This window comes from Hathewaya histolytica (assembly GCF_901482605.1).
GTDB lineage: Bacteria > Bacillota > Clostridia > Clostridiales > Clostridiaceae > Hathewaya > Hathewaya histolytica.
On the sequence record NZ_LR590481.1, the window covers coordinates 90607 to 114252 of the forward strand.

At 26.8% G+C, this 23646-nt stretch carries 25 protein-coding genes; 22 read left to right on the plus strand and 3 right to left on the minus strand.

Annotation, left to right across the window (positions count from 1 at the left end; genetic code table 11):
• Positions 1 to 24: 24 nt before the first annotated feature.
• Positions 25 to 753 (plus strand): LytR/AlgR family response regulator transcription factor, encoded by a 729-nt coding sequence (locus tag FGL08_RS00450; protein ID WP_138208940.1) that lies wholly within the window; start codon positions 25 to 27, stop codon positions 751 to 753.
• Positions 754 to 791: 38 nt separating this feature from the next.
• Complete coding sequence (locus tag FGL08_RS00455; RefSeq protein ID WP_138208941.1) at positions 792 to 2099, plus strand: sensor histidine kinase; 1308 nt, start codon at positions 792 to 794, stop codon at positions 2097 to 2099.
• Here FGL08_RS00455 and FGL08_RS13735 read toward each other — a convergent pair.
• On the minus strand, positions 2043 to 2189 hold the full coding sequence (locus FGL08_RS13735) for an AgrD family cyclic lactone autoinducer peptide (RefSeq protein ID WP_138208942.1): 147 nt from the start codon (positions 2187 to 2189) through the stop codon (positions 2043 to 2045). The genes FGL08_RS00455 and FGL08_RS13735 overlap by 57 nt on opposite strands.
• A gap of 3 nt (positions 2190 to 2192) precedes the next feature.
• Positions 2193 to 2753, minus strand: a complete 561-nt coding sequence (locus tag FGL08_RS00465) for an accessory gene regulator B family protein (RefSeq protein ID WP_138208943.1) — start codon at positions 2751 to 2753, stop codon at positions 2193 to 2195.
• An 897-nt stretch (positions 2754 to 3650) separates the two neighbouring features.
• On the opposite strand from FGL08_RS00465, the gene FGL08_RS00470 reads away from it, so the two are divergent.
• On the plus strand, positions 3651 to 4256 hold the full coding sequence (locus FGL08_RS00470; protein WP_138208944.1) for a YcxB family protein: 606 nt from the start codon (positions 3651 to 3653) through the stop codon (positions 4254 to 4256).
• Positions 4256 to 4828, plus strand: a complete 573-nt coding sequence (locus FGL08_RS00475) for a YcxB family protein (RefSeq protein WP_138208945.1) — start codon at positions 4256 to 4258, stop codon at positions 4826 to 4828. Before FGL08_RS00470 ends, FGL08_RS00475 begins: the two co-directional genes overlap by 1 nt.
• Before the next feature lie 94 nt (positions 4829 to 4922).
• Here the strand turns inward: FGL08_RS00475 and FGL08_RS00480 are convergent, their stop codons facing one another.
• The gene (locus FGL08_RS00480; protein ID WP_138208946.1) at positions 4923 to 5675 is read right to left on the minus strand and encodes a hypothetical protein; all 753 of its coding nucleotides are present in this window, start codon (positions 5673 to 5675) and stop codon (positions 4923 to 4925) included.
• Positions 5676 to 6236: 561 nt separating this feature from the next.
• On the opposite strand from FGL08_RS00480, the gene FGL08_RS00485 reads away from it, so the two are divergent.
• From FGL08_RS00485 to FGL08_RS00570, 18 genes are all read left to right on the plus strand, one after another.
• Positions 6237 to 6842, plus strand: coding sequence for a hypothetical protein (locus FGL08_RS00485; RefSeq protein ID WP_138208947.1), 606 nt, complete (start codon positions 6237 to 6239; stop codon positions 6840 to 6842).
• Positions 6843 to 6856: 14 nt separating this feature from the next.
• Positions 6857 to 7087, plus strand: coding sequence for a hypothetical protein (locus tag FGL08_RS00490; protein ID WP_138208948.1), 231 nt, complete (start codon positions 6857 to 6859; stop codon positions 7085 to 7087).
• 342 nt (positions 7088 to 7429) lie between these two features.
• Complete coding sequence (locus tag FGL08_RS00495) at positions 7430 to 7831, plus strand: P-loop NTPase family protein (protein WP_138208949.1); 402 nt, start codon at positions 7430 to 7432, stop codon at positions 7829 to 7831.
• A gap of 62 nt (positions 7832 to 7893) precedes the next feature.
• Positions 7894 to 8994, plus strand: coding sequence for an ABC transporter permease (locus FGL08_RS00500; RefSeq protein WP_279232960.1), 1101 nt, complete (start codon positions 7894 to 7896; stop codon positions 8992 to 8994).
• Between the two features lie 282 nt (positions 8995 to 9276).
• The gene (locus FGL08_RS00505) at positions 9277 to 9690 is read left to right on the plus strand and encodes a hypothetical protein (RefSeq protein ID WP_138208951.1); all 414 of its coding nucleotides are present in this window, start codon (positions 9277 to 9279) and stop codon (positions 9688 to 9690) included.
• Between the two features lie 77 nt (positions 9691 to 9767).
• The gene (locus FGL08_RS00510; RefSeq protein ID WP_138208952.1) at positions 9768 to 10520 is read left to right on the plus strand and encodes a hypothetical protein; all 753 of its coding nucleotides are present in this window, start codon (positions 9768 to 9770) and stop codon (positions 10518 to 10520) included.
• A 95-nt stretch (positions 10521 to 10615) separates the two neighbouring features.
• Positions 10616 to 11299: a hypothetical protein gene (locus FGL08_RS00515; protein ID WP_138208953.1), complete on the plus strand. Its 684-nt coding sequence runs from the start codon at positions 10616 to 10618 to the stop codon at positions 11297 to 11299.
• Positions 11300 to 11301: 2 nt separating this feature from the next.
• Positions 11302 to 12024, plus strand: coding sequence for a hypothetical protein (locus FGL08_RS00520; RefSeq protein WP_138208954.1), 723 nt, complete (start codon positions 11302 to 11304; stop codon positions 12022 to 12024).
• A gap of 14 nt (positions 12025 to 12038) precedes the next feature.
• Positions 12039 to 12710: an ABC transporter ATP-binding protein gene (locus tag FGL08_RS00525; RefSeq protein WP_138208955.1), complete on the plus strand. Its 672-nt coding sequence runs from the start codon at positions 12039 to 12041 to the stop codon at positions 12708 to 12710.
• Between the two features lie 584 nt (positions 12711 to 13294).
• Positions 13295 to 13609 carry a hypothetical protein gene (locus FGL08_RS13510; protein ID WP_243117913.1) on the plus strand — a complete coding sequence of 105 codons (315 nt, stop codon included), beginning with the start codon at positions 13295 to 13297 and terminating at the stop codon, positions 13607 to 13609.
• A 609-nt stretch (positions 13610 to 14218) separates the two neighbouring features.
• Entirely contained in the window at positions 14219 to 14911 is a 693-nt protein-coding gene (locus tag FGL08_RS00535) for an ABC transporter ATP-binding protein (protein WP_138208956.1), read from the plus strand.
• The gene (locus FGL08_RS00540; RefSeq protein WP_138208957.1) at positions 14898 to 17501 is read left to right on the plus strand and encodes an ABC transporter permease; all 2604 of its coding nucleotides are present in this window, start codon (positions 14898 to 14900) and stop codon (positions 17499 to 17501) included. Before FGL08_RS00535 ends, FGL08_RS00540 begins: the two co-directional genes overlap by 14 nt.
• Positions 17502 to 17758: 257 nt before the next feature.
• On the plus strand, positions 17759 to 18469 hold the full coding sequence (locus tag FGL08_RS00545) for a response regulator transcription factor (RefSeq protein ID WP_138208958.1): 711 nt from the start codon (positions 17759 to 17761) through the stop codon (positions 18467 to 18469).
• A gap of 13 nt (positions 18470 to 18482) precedes the next feature.
• Positions 18483 to 19724, plus strand: coding sequence for a sensor histidine kinase (locus tag FGL08_RS00550; protein WP_138208959.1), 1242 nt, complete (start codon positions 18483 to 18485; stop codon positions 19722 to 19724).
• Between the two features lie 145 nt (positions 19725 to 19869).
• A complete protein-coding gene (locus FGL08_RS00555; RefSeq protein WP_138211225.1) occupies positions 19870 to 20511 on the plus strand; it encodes a lactate utilization protein in 642 nt (213 codons plus the stop codon).
• Between the two features lie 262 nt (positions 20512 to 20773).
• A complete protein-coding gene (locus tag FGL08_RS00560) occupies positions 20774 to 22066 on the plus strand; it encodes a hypothetical protein (RefSeq protein ID WP_138208960.1) in 1293 nt (430 codons plus the stop codon).
• Positions 22067 to 22234: 168 nt separating this feature from the next.
• Positions 22235 to 22930, plus strand: a complete 696-nt coding sequence (locus FGL08_RS00565; RefSeq protein ID WP_138208961.1) for a DUF5058 family protein — start codon at positions 22235 to 22237, stop codon at positions 22928 to 22930.
• A 20-nt stretch (positions 22931 to 22950) separates the two neighbouring features.
• Positions 22951 to 23643 carry a hypothetical protein gene (locus FGL08_RS00570; RefSeq protein WP_138208962.1) on the plus strand — a complete coding sequence of 231 codons (693 nt, stop codon included), beginning with the start codon at positions 22951 to 22953 and terminating at the stop codon, positions 23641 to 23643.
• The last annotated feature ends 3 nt before the right edge of the window (positions 23644 to 23646 follow it).

Here is a 23646-nt window from a genome sequence, read left to right on the forward strand (position 1 = left end):
GTCTTAAGGAGGGGGACAAGGCTTATGAAGAATATTCTTATAGTAGAAGACGAAAAATTTCAAAGAAAAAACTTAAAGAATATATTACTAGAAACATTTAGTAATATAAAAGTATACGAAGCAGAAGATAAAAAACAAGCTTTAAATATTTGCAATAAGGCACATATAGACATTTTTTTTATAGATATTTCTCTAAAAGAATCTTCAGGATTAGAATTCGCACTGGAGATGAGAAATATCAAAGGATATGAGCTTACTTGGGTGGTGTTTTTAACAACTCACATTGAGTATATAACTCAGGCTTTTAAACAAGTTCATTGTTACGACTACATATTAAAACCATATGATAAACAGGAAGTTATAGATATGGCTAAACGGTTAATATCACATACTCCTAACAAAGTGGTTAAAAATAATATTAGAAAACATGTGGTCTTAGAGATAAGGACAGGAATTAGTGTTAAGATCTACATAGATGAAATAATTTTTATAGAAACAAATCTTAGAACAAGCTTTATACATACAATAAACGGAACATATAAGGTCAACAAATTACCTCTAAAGAAAATCCTAGAACTTATAGATGATGAAAATATAATCCAATGCCATAAATCTTTTGCAGCAAATATTACTTTTATAAGAAAAATAGAAAGTGTAAATAGTAAATTAAGCGAAATATATTTTGAGAACTATAAAGACAAAGCCCTTTTAGGGTACAAGTTTAAAAATGAAGTTCTAGAGAAATTCTCATAGGAGATCGATATAGATTTTAGTGAATAGAGGGTGATTTAATGTTCGATCTATTAGAACAGTTTACAATTCTTTTTATGGAAATCACGGTATATATTTTTATATGGTCAAAATTTTTATATAAGGACCATGATACAAGTATATATAAAAATTTTTTTATAGTGCTAATAGGTTCTATTATTTCAGCAATTGATATGACTTATTTTCACAATACGTATACTATGCTTTTTAATTATGTACTTTTTGTTTTATTAATTAAAGTTTTCTATAAAAAATCTATAGTTAAATCAATTTTAGAATTTTTTATAGTATGTTTTATAAGTATGATACTTCAGTTAGCAATTATTTTTATAGGCAATTTAATTGGATTTAAGTATTCAAGTAAAACTAGTTATTTAATTAGTGCAATTTTAATTGAATATATTGTAGTTTTAATTGCATATTATTTAATTTATTTGAGAGGTAACTTTAAGCGTTTTGATTTAGATTCTAAGATATTATTTTATTTTTTAATAAATTTAGGTCTATACTTTACAGTATTTAAATTAATTTGGGAGAATGATAGAGAATTTATAGTTGATAATTTAATTTTATTTTTAATGACTATATTAATTATTTTAATAGTAAACTTATTTATATATAATTATATTGTTAAGATAACTGAAGCGAAGAAAACTCTAGAGGTTCAAAATAAATATACTCCTATACTTGAAGATATTATAGAAGAAACTAGAAGAAGGCAACATGATTTTAAAAACTATTTAAATACCATAAATGGAATAGTAGAAGTATGTACTGAAAGAGAACTAAAACTGGAACTTAAGAGATATATTAAATCTTTAGGAACTTTAAATAAAAGTATAGAAGACATAACATATATTGATAATGTTATAATAAAATCTTTAATATATAGTAAATTATGTGATGCAGAAAGAAATAACATAAAGTTTTCTTTTAATGTAGAAAACTCAGTAATAGAAGGATATTTAAATGATTGTGAGATATCTGATATACTAGGTAATCTTTTGAACAATGCCTTTGAAGCTACAAAGTGTAGAGCAGAAAAAGAAGTTATATTAAATATATTTATAGAAGATGAAAAACATATTATTGAAGTTATAAATAGTGGGAAAACTATAAAAACAGAAAATATAGTTAATATATTTAAAAAAGGTTTTTCTACAAAAGGAGAGAATAGGGGATATGGACTATACAATGTAAAAAGAATAATTGAACGAAACAATGGAAAGGTTCAATTATTCTTTGAAGAAGATTGTACAGTTTTTAGGATATTATTTGTCCAAAAGACATCTAGGGGGTTCAGGTTCACCAAAAAAAACAAAGCATGATTTACCATTTGAGGACATAGAAAAGAAAATTAGAAATGCTCCTAAAATATTTAATAATGAAGCTTGTTTATTTTTGATTTTTAATTTCATGTTTTACATCTCCTTAATGAAGAATATTTGGCATACTTGCATTGAAAGGTTTAGGAATCCACAATTCAAATAATTCTTATCTTTTATAGTTAATAAAATAATAATCCATAGTGTACTAAAGAAGATAGCTTTTTTCTTAAAAGTCTGTTTTCTTTTTTTATTTTTAATTGGTCTCACTCTATTTGGGAATGGTGATTTTAAAAAAACTATTAGAATAATAATTATACTTATTATGTAGTAAGCTAATATATTTAGTTTAGGAATTATAGGCCCTATAATACAAGTAATTAAAAAGAATATTATAGAACTTATAAGACAACCCATAACCGTTTTAAAGTGATATCCTCCAATGAGAGGCCTTGTTGTAAATAATATACCCATTGAAAATAATAGGTATTTTAAGTTTCCTATTATCAGGAATAGGATTAGTAATACGGTAAGTTTAAAAGATTCACCAAATATAATCTGAAGCGAATATTTCATTTTTGCAACATCGTCTTCTGATTTAAATTTTGTGTTATCTTTTATAAATAAACTTATTTTATCCGCTAGAATATCTATCACTTTACTCACCCTTACTATGATTTTATTAACATTATAATATATATTGTACATATATAGAATAGATAAGGAAGTAAAGGAAGGATAAAAGCATGAAAAGTAAAAAATGAAGCATGAAAGTAAATAAAAAAATAAATATTAATTTAATATTAAAAAAGTTCTTTTTATGTAAAAAATGTTGTTCCACTACAGTATGTAATGGAACAACATTAAAATAAAATCTTTATATCAAAAAGATTCCATTTAGAGGGGCATTGCTTACGACTCTAAATATAATTTACCAATATTGATGTTTAAAGTAAATGAAAATGTAATAAATGATACATAAATAGACATAATAAGAATATTTTATGTTGAATTATTGATTTATGTAGAATATTATGTCTTTGAGGTTCCTTGTATTGAATATTCAGACATTGTATATATAATAGAGTTAACAGATTAAAAAAGCAGAAAAAATTATATTAATTCAAGGATTATTTTAACGGAAATAAAATCCGAAGGAGGTAAGTAAATTTGAATTATTTAGAAGCACCATTTTTAGCTTTGGGTACTAAGGATGTTGTATATATTCAAATAAAGGATGTAAAAACCCGGGATTAAAACTCTCGAAAAGAAGCAGTTAAATATAAGGGTAATGACTATTTTCTCTAGATAGAAGGGTGGAAAGCTCTATCTAGAGCTTTTTTTATTTTCTCATAAATTATTTTAAAGAATTAAGATAAGTTCAAGGTATTAGCTAATATAGTACTTATTTTATATACATATATATTTTTAATAATGTAATCTCCAATAGAGTAATTATATGTAATTAATGTAAAATTAGTATTATTATACGTTACTATGACATAAACGCTGTGAAATGGTATAATTGTTTATATAGTATATAGGGGTGATTTAATGGGGGAAGATAAAATTAATATGAAAGTTAATGTGAGCATTGAGGATAAGAATACGTATATGGAATATTTCTCGGAAAAATCTAAGATGTCAAGGGGATTAGACAAAAATATTATTTTAAGAGGGGTAAAAGTATCAGCTATAATTATATTATATTTAATTATTTTACCATTTGTTGTATATAAAGATTTATTATTTATAAATATGGTAGAACAAATAATAAAAATTATCATTCCTATAATTGCAACAATATACTTATTGTATTTTATAGGATTTAAAAATAAACAATATAATATTATATACTTATTAAAAGAAGGACAATTTAATATATATGGTATAGATATGGGACCATATGATATTAATAATAGTATTGATGAGTATAATATTGGTTTGGATTGTCAGGGGATAACAGTGGAGACTAAATTTTTTAAAGCAGAAGTTGACTGGGGAAGTCTTGATGAAATTGTTTTATTTAAAAATTATCTATACCTTTTTGAAACAAATAAAAGGATATTTTCTATAATACCCTTGAGTGAAGATAATAAGGAAGCTTTATTGGGTTTTATATCGAGATATTCAAATAAGAAGTTAAAGAAGGTGAAATGATGAATTTTAATTTTACAATTAGCAGGGAAGATTTAAATAATTATATAATTGATACAGTTGAAAGAACTAATGTATTGATGTATATAGGTGAGATTATAGAGGTTGGAATGCTTTGTGCTATTGCTGCGTTTTTGGGAAAAAGATATTTTCCTAACCAAGTTAAAGAGTATAGTATATATATGGTGTATATAGTGACTGTAAGTATGTTAATTATACCAATTGAATTTTTATTACGAAAAAGAAAGTATAAAGAGAATTTTAAAGAAGAAGTTAATAAAAATGGCTTGAATTATTTTGTAGATAATGAATTTACTGTAAGTATTGAAGAAGATGGCCTACATGTTAAAGATAATATAAAACAGATCACATATTATTGGGATATGATAGAAGGTTATCATGAATCAGGGAACTACATATATATAGTGGATAGGTTAGGAAATATTATTATTATTATTCCAGTGAATAAAATTAGTATTGAAAAATCAAAAGTAATAGATGAGTTAGAAAAGTATACACAAAAAAGTGGTAAGTTAAACAAAAAGTTTGGGATTTTAAAAAATGCCTTAAATTGAGTGGCGTAATCCACATAATTTAAGGCATTTATGTTACACATCATTTTATTCTTTTAATTTTTAGTTCTTTATTTGCAATAAAGATGTAGGTGTATTATTTTAATGTTCCTAAAACACTTTTAACTTCGGATTTCATTTTTCTAAAAGTTTTAAATTCAGGATGATCTGGTTGAAAGCCTACATCAGTTGAACCACCAACGAAATAAGTTTTTCCATTGCACTTAAGAGATTTATTTATACAATCATAAAAACTTTCATCGAATTTATCACTTTTTTCAGCTATAGTAAATAAAAGTCCAAAAGTGTTTTCAGATTTAAAATAAACTGATAATTCATCCTTCTCTTCTGTAATTTTATATTTGTTGTGCCAACTTGCTGGAAATGTAATAGAAAAGCCTAAGTTTTTACTTTTAAATGTATGGGGAGTAGGTGTTAGTTTTTTATTTTCAGTTTTTTTAGTTTTTTTCTGTTTATCCTTTGTATCAGTTTTATCATTTCCTAGGGAATCTTTATTTGTGTTAGGTTTATTATTAGTATTTTTATCTTTATTAATATTCTTTGAAGTAGTCGTTTTATTAATGTTTTCTTTTTTATTAGTGGGCAAGTTTTTTACTTTACTTTTAGGTTTTTCTTTAGTTTCATTAGAATTAGCCTTTATTGAAGTGTTAGAAACTTCCTTGTTTATATCTACCTTATTTTTTACAGCTTTAGAAGATTCAATTTGTTTATTATCTTTCCATGGTTTTGTAATTATAATTATTGTTCCTAATAAAATACAAAATGTAGCCCCAAAAAGTTTGCTATTTTTGTTATGAAAGATTTTTTTAAACATAGATTTAATTTTCATAGATTATTCCCCTTTTATGATATTATTCAACAAAATTATATTATATAAATATTATATCATTATTTGTATTGAATATAAAGAATAAGATGGTATATAAACCATAAATAACCTTAATGTAATATTTTAAAATATAGAATTTTTCAAGGGTTATAGATAAGAATTAAACTGCAATTTTCGAGGTATTTATAGGTAATATAAGGGATAATATTGACAAGATTTATTACGGAATTTAAGAAAAAGACCAAATTTGAATTAAACAACTCTCTGTTTATTTAACAGAGAGTTGTTTAAATTTTATTTGGTCAGGATAGTTGTACTTAGTACTTATACTTGTATTAGATTTAAATAGCTCAATAAATAAATTTAAACGTGACTTAGTTTTAATACATTCAGATGGTATAAAGATATCATATTCAACAGTGGTATTGAAATTGCATACAATATATATACTATAATGTATTATAGATTTAATGGTATGTATTATAAAAAAACCCATAATTTGTTGACACTGATAATCTTTATCATGTATAATTTAGTTATCAAAAATTAGGGGGGGAATGTATGAAAAAATTATATGTAATTATAGTTGGAGCAGTGTTTCTAGCTATAAATTTATTTTCGACAACTAATGTTTTTGCTACAGAAAGTTTAAATTCAAATAACTATAGTATGAGTTATTTGGAAGATGGTATAACGATTATCGATAATAGCTTATTAAATTCTTCATTTGATATATCTCAACTATCAATTAACGATATGCCGCTGAGGGCACCTAGATATAAAGTTCAGGATGTAAAAAATTTAGGTACATATGTTGACTATTCTCGTAGTTTTGGAACAGTATCGGGGAATAAAGGTGTCACAATAAATTTATCTAAATCGATATCAGTATCTTCTTCTATATCTTCTTCATTTGGTGCAAGTTATGGACAAGTTAGTAGTGCTGTAGGTTTTAATGTATCTAGTTCAAGTACCTTAACATATAGTGGCAGTTATAAAGTGCCATCTAATGTAAGTAGAGCTGAACTTACTGCATATCCTTTATATCAAAGATATCAATATTCAGTTTATTTGAAAGGGAAGTCTTGGATTAAGGATACTAAATTAGGAGTAGGATATGCGTATAAGCCTATAGGGATTCATTATAACAAAAAGATTATAAAATAGAAGAGGGGTAATTTATGAATTTTAAAAATAGCAAGTTAGCAGGATGTTTGGGTATATTTATTTTTTCACTAATAAACTTATTTTCATATAAGCTAGCTTTATTTATAAATGAATTGTCATTATTTAATTATGATGGACAAACTGTGTATCCAGAAGTTGGTGTACTATGTACGGTGATTTCAATAAATTTTATTTATTTAACTTTGTGTATAATTATATTCTATAAATATATAAGAGATAAGTAGTTTAAAAAGAGAGTAGCTTTCAAAAATAATTTTGGAAGCTACTCTCTTTTTTTATGAGCTAAAAATTTTAAATTTACAACACTACTTTTTATAGTTACAAAATAGAACAATATTATATATATTGTTATCAATACTATAATTTGGTATTATATAATTGGATGATAAGAAGGTTTATAGCTTATTAATAATAGTGTGTAAAAATATGTAGTAAGCTTAATAGAATAAAGAGGTGTGTTATGAATATTTTACATGTTAAAAATGTTAATAAATCATACAAACAGAAAGTATTAGATAATATTAGTTTTAGATGAACCTACTAATGGGTTAGATCCTGAAGGGGTTATGGAATTTAGGAAGCTATTATTAACTTTAGCAAAAGAAAAGCAGATAGGTATTCTTATATCATCACATATATTATCCGATTTAGATAAAATGTGCTCAAGAATGTTATTTCTTAAAAATGGAGAAATTATAGAATCTCAATTGAATAAAGATAGTCTAAACACTCAAAATATAGTATTAACTGTTAGTAATCCTAGTACTATAATTTTAAACATAAAAGAAATAAAGCTCATAGATGATGTTATTATTGTTGATGATGATAAAGTATCTATAACCTTAAATAAAAATAATACCTTTCAGTTTATAGAGGAAATGTCTAAGAAAAACATTCAATATAAAGGTATTGAAATTTCAAATGATAGTACAGAAAATCTATATAAAATGGTTTACGGGAGAAAATAAATGTTAACTTTAATATGTTTTGAGATGAAAAAATTTTTACATAAAAAAAGAACTTAATTATAATTGCATTATTTCTAGTAATATTAGTAGCTTTTGCAATATTAAATACTTCAGTCGAAAGAAATATGAAAAAGAGTGAAGCATTTAATATAGAAAGTGAAATTAAATCCTTAGAAAGTGCATTAATAAGAATAAATAACGAAATAAAAGAATCACCTAATAATAAAAAATTGGAGATTATTAAGACAAGCTATGATAAAAATCTCGAAATTTTAAAAAGTATGAATATTGCATATACCAATAAGCAGTGGTCTAATTACTTAAAGTGCAAGATAGATTTAGATAAAGAATTGTTAAAAGATATAAAAAAGGGTAATACCATATCCGGGAAGAGTGAAGAAGAAATAAAAAAGGATATAGAGGTAAATGGAATATTACTAGAAAAAAATATAGAGCCAATATATGATACAGTATCAATGCAAGGATATAATTTTATTAAATTAGTTTTGGGCAGTGCATTAACCTTAATAATTATAATTGTAGCAATTATTTTAAGCGCTGATATTATTTCAAGTGAATTTGAGTCTAATACATATAAATTGTTGTTTACTCAACCCATAAGTAAGAATTCAATTTTATTTAGTAAAACAATTTCTATAACAATTATAGTAAATGTGATTATTTTTTCAATGCTTGCCTTATTATTCTTCATTTTAGGAGTAAAAAATGGATTTGGAGATTTAAATTATCCTACCCAATTTTTCATAAATGGAGAGATAGGATATATAGAAATAGGCAGATACATAGGAGTTGGGCTATTATCATTGTTAACACTTATTACATTTACATGTGCTTTATCAATATTTAGTTCCATAGTATGCAGTAATACCAGTAGTTCAATATCTATAGCAATTATTATAGTCGTATCATTATATATGATTATCAATCATGGTTTTATTAATAGTATAGCGCACCTAATTCCTTTTACTTATATAGATATATCAAACGTACTACAAGGGAATATAGCAATAGCATTTAAAAATAGTGGTGTTAATCCTCATAATGCAATTATGAATTTATGTATATCAGCAATTATAATATTAGGATTAAGTATCTTTACCTTTGAAAGAAAACTAGAAGTCCAAAATAAACTTAAAAAGTAAAAGTTGGATATTATATTTCATCTAAACGTTAATAATTTAAGGAAATATAATTATAAATGGGGGAGTAACTTAAATGTGTTTTAGAGATAAGGTAAAAAGGGCTTATTTCATAGTTGGTATTGTACTATTTATATTAAATATGATCGTAATTCCATATTTTCTTTCTGTGTATCCTTTTTTATGCTTCCTTAATATGGTTATAAAACCATGCTAATATATGTTTTATATTTATTGACTGTTATGGGTATACATAGTACAATATGTGTATTATATATGTGAGGAGTGATTTCTTGTGTTGAAAAGTTTAAAAAAGAAACTGGGTGTTTCTTTAGCTGCCTTAATGCTCTTATCTGTAGGAGGGGGGCTTTTGCAAATGATGTCTATATTTCTTATACTACTATATCCCCTGTAGGTGGAGGTTGGGGAGATACATCTACATCATACGATACTAAAAAATGGAATGGGGATGGATCTGTAAGAGTAAATAGTACAACTAATGGAAGAAGATCTACTTATAGAATGAAAAGTAATCAGGCTGTAGGAAACCCTACTGTTAATTTATATCAAGGCCAAGGCTCAAAATTGCCAGTTGGGTCTATAAGAAATGGACAAACCGTTAAACTGCAATCAACAACCCCTGTGAGTGATGCAGGTCTTTATAGAACAACGTGTAGAGGAAACTGGAAATCAAATTAAAATATTAAACTAAAAGACTATAAAAAGGACATTGTATACTTTGCTATTGTCCTTTTTATAATAAAGAGGTGGGCTTAATGAATACTATAAAAATGATTTTAAGAAGAATAATGCCATTTTATATAGCTACTTTTATATTTATTGTGATTACAGAGATTTTTGAACTTAAGAATATAGCAGATAATTTTGCTTATGTAGATGGAGTTCACTTATACGTAAATGCTAATACAACAGTATTTTTTTTAATTCCATATTTATTGATACCCTCTTTATATGGTTACATATATTATAGTGATAGAAAAAATGGTTTTGATAATTATATAGGTTCAAGAATATCTATTATTAATTATAAAATAAAAATATTTATAGTTACTTTTTTATCTTGCTTTCTTTTTATCTTTTTTAAGGAGAGAATTATTTTTTATATGGCTGTGTTACTAAAAGGAAATATTATAAGCTCACAAAATAATTCCTCACTTATAATATTAGCAAGCATGTCCTCAGGTTCAGCGTATTTGGATTCAATTGCATTTTCCTTATGGAGAGCATTTACTTTTTCTCTTCATGCTATATGTGCAGTTGTTTTAAGTTTTAATATAAGAAACTTTTTTGTTATAGCTACAGGTGGTTTTATTTATAGATTTTTAAGTGACTTAATTGGTACAATAACACCTTTTTTTAGTTATATAAGTTTAGTTTCATCTGAATCACTAGCAGGATTTCCTCAAAGTAGTACATTTGCAAGAATTATTGGATTTATAATATTTATAATGTTTATAATACTGGTTAATTTTATTGGAAGCATAAGAAGGAGGAGAGAATTGACGTAATGAAAGATAGATATTTACATGAATATTTAAAAAGCCCCATACCATTGTTAATTTTTATATTTACTATAATAATTTCTTATTTAGGTGGACCCTATATGAAAATAAGAAATTCATTTAATGACTTTCTTATTTATGAATTAGATAGTGCGCTATTGTTTCAATTTGCTATTTTTATAATATGGTCAATTTTTTGGTTTAATAAATTTCAAGAGGATACTTTATTGGAGAAAATAAGATATCATAAATATTTTAAATATTTAATAAATAAGTTTAAATATTTACTTTATTTATCAATTTTAACTGTACTTATTACTTTAATAGGAATTTTTATTGGAGGAATATTTTATAAGGTATTTGATATGCCTAATTTCCTATATAAATTTCTTGATCCAACAATAGTAAAATTACCTTACTCTACTTCAATAAAAGATATGTTTGGAGAAAAAATTATTCCTATGTCCATTTTGTATTCAATATTTGGATATTTCTTTCTCGGAATATTATATTTTTATATAATAAATAAGGTTGGTAAGGAAAAATCTAAAATAATATTTATTTTTATAATAGTACTCACTACTCAAATGGCAATAGCTGGAGATATGTCTTTTTATTTTCATTTCTTTAAATGGATATGGTTTATATATCCTAATTATTATATTTCATTACCTTTTGTTATTAATAATAAAGGAGTGTATGGATGCTTATTTATTATAACAATAGAAGTAATTTTTATATTACATTTTATGTTTAAAGTAAAATATAAAGGAATTAGGAGATGAATGTGAGGAGTTTAACAAGAAGATTTTTAATAAATAAATTAAATATAACTATTACTTTAATAATTTCGATTATTTTATCTACAGCACATTTTATGGTTTCAGGTGTTGAAGAAGGCTATTCACTAGTTGCTCCATTCTCAGGATGTATACCTGGTAGTTTATTTATTCCGCACTGGTCATTTTTTGCCATGACGAATTTATTCATTATATACCTTGTGGGTGTTTTTTATGAAAGACTAATTGCTCAAGGAATTTCTTCCCACATAATAAGATATCTCAAAAAAGGAAATTGGGTAAAGGAATTAGAATTTACAGTTATAACTGGAACATTAATATTATCACTAGTATATATCGGAGTGTCACTTATACTTGGAATATTATTTGTAGAAAATATAATTAATGAAATATGGTCATTTGCATTTTTTTCTTTATTATGGATTATGGAAATAATTGTTGTAGGAGAACTCTTTATAACATTATGTATTTGTATTAAAAACTCACTTATTTCATTTATAATTATGTTATTGTTCTATATGATGATAGGATTACCAGATAATATATCTTGCTATATTCCCTTTGGAATATCGTCAGTAAAACGAATGAAGTATTATAATTTAAATGGTATTTGGGAAATAAGTTTAATATTTGCAATACTTATAATAACTTTTTTTATATCAAGATTTATTTTATATAGATGGGCGAAAAATAGAATATTTGATCTCTAAGGAGGAGCGTTGCAGTGATAAAGTTAGAAAATATAAGTAAAAAATTTAAAGATAGAATACTTTTTAAAAGTATAAATTTAGAAATAAAAGAAGGAGAAACTGTAGGATTTGTTGGAGGAAATGGATCAGGAAAATCAGTTCTATTTAGTATTATAGCAGGAACAATAACCCCTGATGAAGGAAGTGTTATTGTGAACAATAAGATTATTGGTAGAGATGTTGACTTTCCAGAAAATACTGGAGTTTTTATAAATTCTCCAGGGTTTGTTGACATATATACAGGCTTCCAAAATTTATATTACTTGTCAATGATTCAAAACAAAATAGATAAGGATAAAATAAGAAAGACTATGAGAGATCTTAACCTTAATCCTGATGATAAAACTAGGGTTAAGAAATATTCTCTGGGAATGAGACAAAAGCTTGGTATAGCACAAGCTATAATGGAAGATCAAACTATTTTAATATTAGATGAGCCCTTTAATGCACTAGATTTCAAAACACATAGTGATATAATCAATATAATAAATAAATGCCAAGAAGAGGGAAAAACTATTCTGATAACAAGTCATAATCATCATGACATAGAAACATTATGCGATAAAATTTATTTTATTGAAGACCAAAAAGTAATTCCATTTACAGATGAATTGAAAAATAGATATTTCAATCATGGTAATAAATAGTAAGTTTAAATAATATATTTCTATAATTAAAATAAAATAATTGGTAAGAAATAATATAAAAACATTAATAATAAACACAATAAAAAAATAATATATGGTGTATATAATCAATAATTTCGTAAAATTGAAGTTTAGCGAAGTTATATACTAGTATAAAAAAGAGTTAGTACATAAAGTTAAAGTGGCTAAAAGCATTGTATATCAATACTTTTAGTCACTTTTTATTATATTTGAAAGGAATGTATTAACTGGAAGCATAAATTCAAAGACAGGTACAGTAGTGAAGATTTTAAATGAATATGATTATATATATGATTTAAGAGAAATTCAAAATAACTATTTTCCAAAGTTAAAGTAACATACTAAGAAAAAGGGTAGACCTAAAAAGACGGTATTCATTTACAGAGAGAGAAGTCCTTATTATGCAAGAATACAGGATATACGAAAGCTTTGTGAGTTAGGAGAGTATGATTTAAAAGGACATAGAGAATTTATATTATTTTTATATAGATATTATCTATGTTATTTTACAGAAGACGTTGAGAAGGGCCTGCAAGATGTTTTAGATCTTAACAATATCTTCAATGCTTTTAACAGAAAAAGAATCTAGAAGAGCAACTAGGAGTGCAGAAACAGTATATCTGAAAAAAGAAAAGCAATATAAGTATAAGAATGATACCTTAATAAACAAGACGCCACTTTGGAAAGAGTGGATGGAAAGTTACTATATTAGAAAATATATGAAGTACGTTACATCACTTGATATGACAAAGGAAGCTGCTATAAAAAACATATCCATGCTATTTAATATATTTTATTTTATGCTTTCAGTAACTATAATTTATTTGCTTATTGCACATATAATTGAACTATTATTGGCACTAACTGAAAGAGAATAATCAGTTAAAGATATAGACGAATTGAGTTTAGAAAAGACTATTTTAACTAAGAGATTAAATAAAGGGACTACCTCAAAAAAATTGAAGTAGTCTCTTTTATTTATGTAAACTATTGAAATAATTATTATATATAATTTTTTAAAAGAACATTTTTAAATTGAATACCTAGAAAAAGCATTACTGTAGTATATGATGCTCACAGTATAATTGAGCATTTACTTATATTCTGACAAAATAGTAATTCTATAACCCAAGGTTCTAAAAAAAGTTTTCATTAAGTCTGCATTTTAACCTCATTGTCACAGGGATTTAGAACTTCTAGGATTAATGAAACTCTTCAATAACATGTACAAGGTTAGTATTTGGATTAAATACTACATATATTTCTGAAGAATCTTTAGCCATCTAATGATAATATTTATAATTATGTTTTAAATTTGGTATATGTTTTTTTAGGGTAGTTAATTATGGAGATAAATATTTTTCAAGTTTTTAAGAGAAACGTAAGCAAAACTTATGAGTTTATTACGAAAATGTAATAATTTATTTCATGAGTTTGTAATAATAAAGGTTTATTATTAAGTTACAAGAGAGAAAGGGGAGATAAATGTGGAATTATTGAAAGTTGAAAGTCTTTGTAAGAGTTACGGAAAAGGCGAAACTAAGGTAGATGCTTTAAAGAATATAAATTTAACTATAAATAAAGGTGAGTTTGTAGCTATAGTAGGACCTTCTGGTTCTGGTAAGAGTACACTACTTCATCTTATGGGTGGTGTTGATAAACCTACTTCAGGTAAGATTATATTAGATGGAACTAGTATTTATGATTTAAAGGAAAAACAGCTTGCTATATTGAGAAGGAGAAAGATAGGATTTATATTTCAGTTTTATAATCTAATTCCTGTTCTTACAGCTGAGGAAAATATGGAGATGCCAGTATTACTGGACGAAAAGAAACCAGATAAGGCTTATATGGAAGAGCTTTTAGATATATTAGGCATTAAGGAAAGAAAAAATCATTTACCTTCAGAGTTATCTGGCGGGCAACAGCAAAGGGTATCTATTGGAAGAGCACTAGCTAATAAGCCTTCTATAATCTTCGCAGATGAGCCTACAGGAAATCTAGATTCTAAGAATTCAAAGGAGATCATAGAGCTTTTGAGATACTCTATTAAGAAGTATAATCAGACTTTAGTACTTATAACTCATGATCTTAATATAGCTAAGATGGCGGATAGGATTATAACTATATCAGATGGTGAAGTTAAGGGGAATGAGGTGATGGAGAATGAGGACATATAGTGAAATAACGGGAAGATATTTAAAGCAAAATAAGAAACGAACTATATTAACTATAACAGGAATCATTCTTGCCGTATCTTTATTCTCAGGTATTTCTACATTCTTCTTTGGTATGAGAGACTGGTTTTTAGAACACGAAAGGAGATCAAGCGGTAATTTTGAAGTTCTATATAGAAATGTAACAGATGACAAATTAGATAGAATTACTAAGAATTTTGAGGTGTTAAATTACGGAATATCTATTGAAGATGCTGAGAATGTTATGGCTATTAAAGACCATGATAACTTTAGTGTGGGATTAAATATATTAGATGGCAATATGCTAAACAACGTAAAATACTTTAAATTAACTGAAGGAGAAAAACCTGCAGCTAAGGGGGAAATCCTATTAGACAAAAGATCTAAGGTTAAGCTTAAAAAATCTGTAGGGGATTATATTGAATTATATAGTTCTAAAGATGTAAAAAAACATATAAAGCCTGAAAATAAATATAAAATAGTAGGATTTTACGATCCGAAAGTAATATCTGGAGATAAAGATGTTCCACTTAGTGGAGTTACTTATCTATCACCAGATAGCATTAATAAAAATCATAAGTACACTGTATATGTTAACTTAAAAGAGAAAAGAAACAAACGAGCAATAGGTAAAAAAGTAGGAGAAAGCATAGGGTTAAGTTCTAAAGTTCATGAAAATCCTCGTGATAATGAAATAGATTTTAATGATAATGTTCTAAGAGTTATGGCAGAGGGAAACAATGCTCTTTTAAATGATAGCATGAAGAATATGTTATTATTTGTTACAATTCTTATAATTGTTTGTACCGTAGCGGTTATATACAACGCTTTTAATATTTCAGTTGCAGAGAGGATAAATCAATTTGGAATATTAAGAAGTATAGGGGCAACACCTAACAAAATAAGAAGGATTGTATTTAAAGAAGGCTTTATTATGGGGGCTATTGCAATTCCTCTTGGAATTTTAGCTGGATATTTAGGAATATATACTACAATAAAAATATTAGGTACATCTAAAAGTTTCATATTTGGTGAGATGAAGGTAGCATTTTATCCTGAAATTATATTAATAAGTTTAGTACTTACAGCAATTACAATAATCCTTTCTGTTATGGGACCTGCAAGGACAGCGTCTAAGGTATCTCCAATAGATGCTATTAGAAATTCTAGCAGCCTTAAAAAGGGAAAGATAAAAAGAAGAAGAGCGGGACTTATAAAACTTTTATTTGGTATTGAAGGTGCTGTTGCTTATAAGAATATTAGAAGAAATAATAAGAGATTTTTAATTACTATATTCTCATTAATGATATCACTTGTAATGTTTGTTGTATTTACATCCATAGGTAAAGTTGGTAGGGATATGAGTAGCAAGCTTATGTTTTCATATCCATTTGATGCAACAATTCAGTTAAGAGATTCGAGGGGTAAAGATAGTATAGATAAGAAAGTTATAGATGAAATTAGAAATAAAGAAGGAATAGAGAGTCTATATACTCCAAAGGTTGTAGGAGGTATTCTTTATTTTGATAGTAGTTATGTAAATAAAGATTACTATAAGAAAATAGCAGAACCAGAACCAGAGATAGAAAAAATTAATGGAAAAGATTATGCTTTGATGAATAATGTTAAATATTCATCTTATGATAAAAACTCTCTTGAGTTAGCTAAAAATGATTTAGAAGAGGGGAAAATAGATATAGATGAACTAAACAAAGGTGGAGTTCTATTAATAAATAGAAATGATATATCGAAAAATAATGGTGAGAAAGTTATATCCAATATAACTAATTATAAAGTTGGAGATAAAATTAAGATACCAAAAACTAAGAACGTATTTCATTTAATGAATGAAGATGGAAATACTGATATTCATAAGGAAAACAAAAAGACCATTGAAAATAATGAGTTTATAGAAGTAACTGTAGCTGGAGTTTTAAGCAGAGATAGCTTTGGTGGTAACATACGTCATAGTGGTATTGGTTTAGTTTTCAGCGAAGAATACTTTAATAAAGAATTTGGTGAAATGCCGAACTCAATAGTGGCTATTAAATTTAAAGACTCAAATGCTAGAGAGAATCTTCAAAACTATCTAGAAGATAAGGCAGTAGAAGTAGATGGTTCATATATGGATATATATAATATGAAGAAAGAAAATGATAGTGTTATGGTTCAAATTGCTGTATTTATTTACGGATTTATAACTCTTATTACAATTATAGGAGTTGTAAATATTATGAATACCATAACAATAGGACTTCTTCTTAGAAAATCAGAATTTGCAACACTAACAGCCATAGGTATGACAAAACAGCAATTAGGAAAAATGGTTGTGTTAGAAGGAACATTGCATGGAATAATTACAGGTATACTAGGAAGCGGAGTTTCATATGTATTATATAAAATGATGCTAAAATCCTCCAGTGGATACCTACAGTATGATCCTAAGTTTCCAATAGGAGTTTTCATATCAGGGTTTGTAGGAGTTATCCTTTTAACTTTAATAGCATCATTAATACCTCTTAGAAAACTTAAAAACATGAGCATAGTAGAAAACATAAGAGCTAGAGAATAGAGTATTTATAGACTTAGACTTCACTATCTAATTTTACAAAATTATAGTGGAAGCTAGGTCTATTTTTTTTACTGTAATTTAAACAAACTATGGATGAAACTTAGCTTGAAAATAAGTGTTCTTTTATTTTATAAGATTTATGAATTATTTTTCATATATATGGAGATAAGTTCAAATTAAGATATAATTAAGGTTAAGGATTTAAACTTAAGAAAGGAGTAGGTTAAGTTTATACTATTTTTCTTAACCAGGATTATATGAATAAAATTTTACTTGTAGAAGATGATGAGGCTTTAGCTATTGGTATAGAATATACTTTAAAAAGTGAAGGTTTTGAAGTTAATAGAGCAAAGAATTTAGCACAGGCTACTGCGGAGTTTAGTAGTAGTGAATTTAACTTAATTTTACTAGATTTAATGCTTCCAGACGGTAGTGGCTATGACTTTTGCAAAGTCATTAGAAAAGAAAGTGATATACCTGTGATTTTTATGACAGCCTGTGATGAGGAAGCTAATGTAGTTTTAGGTCTAGATATAGGTGGCGATGATTATATAACAAAACCTATTAGAATAAGGGAACTTATATCTAGAATAAAGGCAGTTTTAAGAAGAAAAAACTTTGAGAACACAGATGTTAAAAATGAACAAAGAAAAGAGGTTACAGAAATCATAGATGGGGAACTAAAGATAGAACCATTAAAGGCAAGGGTGTTTAAAAATGAAGAAGAAATAATACTAACCTCTGGAGAGTACAAGCTTTTACTGATACTAGTCGAGAATAAAGGAAATGTTATGTCTAGAAATTTACTCTTAGAAAAGCTTTGGGACGTGGATGGGAATTTTATAGATGGTAATACTTTAAACGTTTATGTAAAGAGGCTTAGGGAGAAAATAGAGGATGATTCTAAAGACCCCAAATATATAGAAACAGTACGTGGTATTGGATATAGATGGAGTGAAAAAGGGTAAAGAGGTGATTTAGTTGACAAGATATTTTAGTAATCCCGAGATTAAGAAACTCTCTATTGTATTTATATTAATATTCATAGTATTTATGTCCCTTGGAGGGTTTTTATTTAAATTACAAAGTGATAATCTTAATAGAAATTATATAAAACAAAATACACTAATAGTAGGAAATATAATAAAAAACCATCCAGAATTAGAAAAGGAAGTAGTATCTTCATTGAATATGGAGGACTATGAGAATTATGAACTAGGAAAGAATATCTTAAGTAAATATTCCTATGATGAAAATTTATCTTTATACAAAAATCCTGTTATAGATAGATTCTATAAGGGTTTACTAAGCACTCTTGGAATTGGTATGATTTCTTTTATAATTTGTGTTTTTGCAACTTCATTTTTAAGTTTTATAGGAGTTTATAAAAGAATAGATGAATTTTCTATAGCATCAGAGGATATTATGGATGGAAGGTTTAAAAAGTTTGAAGATGAAAATAGAGAAGGAGATTTCTACATATTAGCATCAAAGTTTAACCTAATGAGCAATAGATTAAAAGAATCCATGGATAATTTAAAAAAGGAAAAGATATTTTTAAAGAATATAATTTCGGACATATCACATCAGCTTAAAACACCTTTATCATCTCTTATAATGTTTAATGATATTATGAAAGGTGATATCCCGGAAAAAGATCGAAGGAATTTTTTGAATTTAAGTGATGAACAACTTAAAAGAATGGAATGGCTAATTATAAATTTATTAAAAGTAGGTAGATTAGAGGCAGGTGTTGTAGAGTTTAAAATTAAAGAAAATCCTCTTTTAATTACGATAAATAAATCTCTTGGCGGACTTTTAGATAAGGCAAAAGAAAATGAGCAGAGCATAATAATAGATGTTGATGAGAGCACTTGTTTTAAGCACGATACAGAATGGACAGCAGAAGCTATATCAAATATTATTAAAAATGCCATAGAGCATATAGGCGAAAAAGGGAAAATAGTAATATCATCTGAAGAAACCCCAATATCACTAAGTATAAGTATAAAAGATAACGGACCTGGCATACCAAGAGCGCTACAAAATAAAGTGTTTCAAAGATTTTATAAAGGGGAAAATTCTATAAATCCAGCTAGTGTGGGTATCGGACTTTCTCTAAGTAAATCTATAATAGAGTCCCAAAATGGAACAATTAGAGTAGAAAGTGAAAAGGGAAAAGGAACGGAATTTATAATAACTTTTTTAAAGACGGTTATATAGAAATAACCATAAAGTAGGATTAAAAAATAGAGAGAATAAGATAAAAATACTTAGATACAGTAAGGGATTTAAATTTAGTTATAATCATAGAAATCTTTATATATGATTGTATTAATGCTAGAATATACGCAGGAGGGTGATCATGGTGGATAAAAATATTAAATGGGTTAAAAACGAAAAGATAATTAGAACTATAGAGGCTCTTAAGAAAAATAATATGAATGGTTATGTAGTAGAAAATAGAGAAGAGCTAATAGATAAAATAAAAGAAATTGTACATGATGGAGCAGTTGTGGCATGTGGTGGTTCTATGACTTTATTTGAGACAGGGGTAATGGAGCATTTAAGAAGTGGTAGATATGAGTTTTTAGATAGATATAAGGAAGGGTTAACTCCCGATGAAATAAAGAGCATTTATAGGGCAGCTTTTTCTGCAGATGTTTATTTCGCCAGCACTAATGCTATTACTGAAAATGGAGAACTATACAATGTAGATGGCAATGGTAATAGAGTTGCAGCTATGTTATATGGTCCTGATAAGGTAATTATAGTTGCAGGTGTAAATAAAATAGTCAGAAATGTTGAGGAAGCTATAAATAGAAATAAGTTTGTTGCAGCTCCAGCAAATACTAAGAGATTAAATAAGAAAACACCTTGTGAAAAGGTAGGATATTGCATGGATTGTAATAGTGAAGAGAGAATTTGTAATGAATATACATTGATTAAAAGACAAGGTAGAAAAGATAGAATACATGTAATATTTCTAAATGAGGAACTAGGGTATTAAAAATTTAAATAATAAAAGGCAACGAGTACAGTTTACGAACAAATACACTTCAAAAAAATAATTTTTCGGGGGTGTATTTTTGTAACTTGAATTTTAAACCTTCTATAAATTTGGTATAGAAGGTTTTTTTATATTATTTTTGTTATTACCTATTTTTTTATATTATAATAATGTGTGTATATCAATATGTTTTATATAAGTTTATATAGATAAGTTTATATATACTATATAAGAAGTACTTAGGGAAGGGGCAAGGGTATATATGAAGATAGCTATAATCGGTTGGGAGGATTCTGTTTCTAAAGTATATGATATTGCGAACGAAGCATATAGTGATATTGAATTTTTACCTGTTCTTATAAATAATACAGATGATAGTCATGAGGTGGTCTCTCGTTATGAAGAAAAAGCCGATGGTATAATTTTTACTGGATTAGGGTTTGCTAAAATAGTTGCGAAGTTTCATAATCCTAAAATACCATATGTTTATATATCTAGGGACGGAACTAGTATAATGAAGGCATTTTGGAATATGAATAAGCGGGGGATAAATGCTAGTAGAATTAGTTTAGATGTAGTAGATAAGGGTTTAGTAGATGATATATGTAGGGATTTCGATATGGAGTTTAAAGAAATATATGTTTTCCCTTTTGAAAAAGATAAAAAGGAGAAAATATACAAAGAAGAACATAAAAGGCTGTGGAAAGATAAAAAAATAGACTTAGTTATAACGAGTTATGGTTGGATATATAATGAACTTAAAAACCAAGGAATACCTGTTTTAAGATTGGGTATAACACACCATCTTATTAGAAATTCTATAGATCATATAATATATAAGATAAAAAATAGAAGTATAAAAAAGTCTCAAATAGCCACTCAAATTGTAGAAATAGATTCTAAGGAAAAGAGTGACGATAAGTATAGATACGACATCTTAAGAAAAAGCTCTTTACTTGAAAGCAAACTTATAGATTATATATCTATAATACAAGGAATACCTTTTTCAAATAAAGTGGGGCATTTACAGATAATAAGTACTAGAGGGGCTATAGAAAATCAATCCTCTCAAAAACAATTTGTAGATATATTAAATCAGTTAAAAAAAGAAAAAGTTACGGTATATAGTGGAGTTGGATTTGGAAATACGGCCTATGATGCAGATTTTAATGCCAGAACAGCTTTAAATAAATCTTATGAGTTGGGAGAGACTGCATATTTTATAGTAGATGATGAAAGGAATATAAATGGTCCTTTAGGTAATAAGGAAACTATACAATATAAGTCCTTAATTATAAATAAAAATATAAACAATATATCAAAAGAAACGGGTATTAGTACAACTTATTTATCTAAAATAGCATTTTTACTAAAAAATAGCAATATAGAATATGTAGATTCCAAGGCTTTAGGTGAGCTTTTGGGAATTACAGATAGAAGTGCTAGAAGAATTCTTAAAAAATTGGTGGATACAGGATATGGAGAGTTAATAACATCTATACAAACTAACTCTGTTGGAAGGCCTCTAAATATGTTTAAACTAAATATACTTTAAGGTTACACGTTTATATAAAAAGTCTTAGAAAAGTTATTTTTCTAGACTTTTTTAATTTTCACAAAATTTTAAAAAGTCTTTAAAATCTATTGCAAAGTTTATAAAAAAATGATATTTTATATTTAGGACATATTAAGGAAATAACTTTAATTAATTGGAGGGATAAGAATGGATTATTTAAAATTAGCTAACCATCCTATAATGTGGTTACTTGCAGGACTGGCTGTATGTGTAGTTATTGTTCAAGCTATAATATTTTCTCTAAAATCGTATAAAGCTGGAAAGGAAATGGGCATAACAGACAAACAAATGAAATCGGCAATGAAGAGTAGTGCTATATCATCTATAGGGCCTTCAATGGTAATACTAGCTGGTATGGTGTCCTTAATTGTTACAATGGGTGGTCCACTTTCTTGGATGAGATTATCTCTTATAGGTTCTGTTACTTACGAACTTATGGCAGCAGGTTTTGGTGCAGATGCAATGGGAGTAGCTTTAGGTGGTCAAGGAATGACTAATGTAGTGTTTACCAATGCAGTTTGGGCGATGACATTAGGGTCATTGGGTTGGTTAATATTCACTTTATTATTTACTCACAAAATGGACAAGTTGAATAATGTATTATCTAAAGGAAAAAAGGCTATGGTGCCAATAATATCTGCAGGGGCTATGTTAGGTGCATTTTCCTACTTTAATGCAGATAAAATTTTAAACTTTGATAAAGGTTCAATAGCTTGTGTTGCTGGATTAGTAATAATGATGGGATTAACTTATTTAACTAAAAAGAAAAACATTGAATGGCTCAAGCAATGGAGTTTATCTATAGCAATGTTTGGTGGAATGATAATTGGAGCTCTTTTTTAAAAAAATAGTGAGGTGAGCATATGAAAAATTATTATGATAACGAATACATACCAGGGATAATAAGATGGGGTAGAATAATTTTACTTTTAGGAATTATATGTGCTTTATTACCAGCATTAGTTTTAACTTTTGTTTTTGGATATAAGCCACCAATAGAAGCTATAATTGCAGGCGCTATATCCCAAATAAGTGTTAGTGGAGCATTTTATATTGTTGAACCTATATCATATTTTCCTATATTAGGAGTTCCCGGAACTTATATGGCGTTTTTATCAGGAAATTTAGTTAATATGAGAATTCCTTGTGCTGTAGTTGCTCAAGAGGCAGCAAGTGTAAAAGAGGGAACTAATGAGGGTTCAATTATTTCAACATTAGGTATTGCAGTATCTATAGTTGTAAACGTAGTTTTCTTAACTATTGCGGTTGTTTTAGGTTCAAGTGTTTTAGCCAGATTACCTAAAAATGTTATAGGAGTACTTAACTTAATATTACCAGCTCTATTTGGAGCAGTTTTTGGGCAGTTCGCTATTCAAAGACTTAAATTAGGAGGGATTGCTATAGTTATATCAGGTATTATGACCTTCTTATTAAAAGCTGGTTATTTAGGATTCTTACCAGGTACTCCAACTTATGCGGTTATTATAATATCAGTATTCGGAACAATATTGGCAGGTAGAAAAATATATGCTAAGGAGCTTAGTCAGGGGGAGTAGTAA

Coding starts and splice junctions, on each gene's coding strand:
- FGL08_RS00490 (WP_138208948.1), top strand. CDS start 6,857: ATGAATTTTAAAAATAGCAAGTTAGCAGGATGTTTGGGTATATTTATT.
- FGL08_RS13510 (WP_243117913.1), top strand. CDS start 13,295: ATGCTTTTAACAGAAAAAGAATCTAGAAGAGCAACTAGGAGTGCAGAA.
- FGL08_RS00570 (WP_138208962.1), top strand. CDS start 22,951: ATGAAAAATTATTATGATAACGAATACATACCAGGGATAATAAGATGG.
- FGL08_RS00480 (WP_138208946.1), bottom strand. CDS start 5,675: ATGAAAATTAAATCTATGTTTAAAAAAATCTTTCATAACAAAAATAGC.
- FGL08_RS00540 (WP_138208957.1), top strand. CDS start 14,898: ATGAGGACATATAGTGAAATAACGGGAAGATATTTAAAGCAAAATAAG.
- FGL08_RS00565 (WP_138208961.1), top strand. CDS start 22,235: ATGGATTATTTAAAATTAGCTAACCATCCTATAATGTGGTTACTTGCA.
- FGL08_RS00515 (WP_138208953.1), top strand. CDS start 10,616: ATGAAAATAAGAAATTCATTTAATGACTTTCTTATTTATGAATTAGAT.
- FGL08_RS00455 (WP_138208941.1), top strand. CDS start 792: ATGTTCGATCTATTAGAACAGTTTACAATTCTTTTTATGGAAATCACG.
- FGL08_RS00560 (WP_138208960.1), top strand. CDS start 20,774: ATGAAGATAGCTATAATCGGTTGGGAGGATTCTGTTTCTAAAGTATAT.
- FGL08_RS00495 (WP_138208949.1), top strand. CDS start 7,430: ATGGAATTTAGGAAGCTATTATTAACTTTAGCAAAAGAAAAGCAGATA.
- FGL08_RS13735 (WP_138208942.1), bottom strand. CDS start 2,189: ATGAAATTAAAAATCAAAAATAAACAAGCTTCATTATTAAATATTTTA.
- FGL08_RS00510 (WP_138208952.1), top strand. CDS start 9,768: ATGAATACTATAAAAATGATTTTAAGAAGAATAATGCCATTTTATATA.
- FGL08_RS00450 (WP_138208940.1), top strand. CDS start 25: ATGAAGAATATTCTTATAGTAGAAGACGAAAAATTTCAAAGAAAAAAC.
- FGL08_RS00475 (WP_138208945.1), top strand. CDS start 4,256: ATGAATTTTAATTTTACAATTAGCAGGGAAGATTTAAATAATTATATA.
- FGL08_RS00485 (WP_138208947.1), top strand. CDS start 6,237: ATGAAAAAATTATATGTAATTATAGTTGGAGCAGTGTTTCTAGCTATA.
- FGL08_RS00470 (WP_138208944.1), top strand. CDS start 3,651: ATGGGGGAAGATAAAATTAATATGAAAGTTAATGTGAGCATTGAGGAT.
- FGL08_RS00545 (WP_138208958.1), top strand. CDS start 17,759: ATGAATAAAATTTTACTTGTAGAAGATGATGAGGCTTTAGCTATTGGT.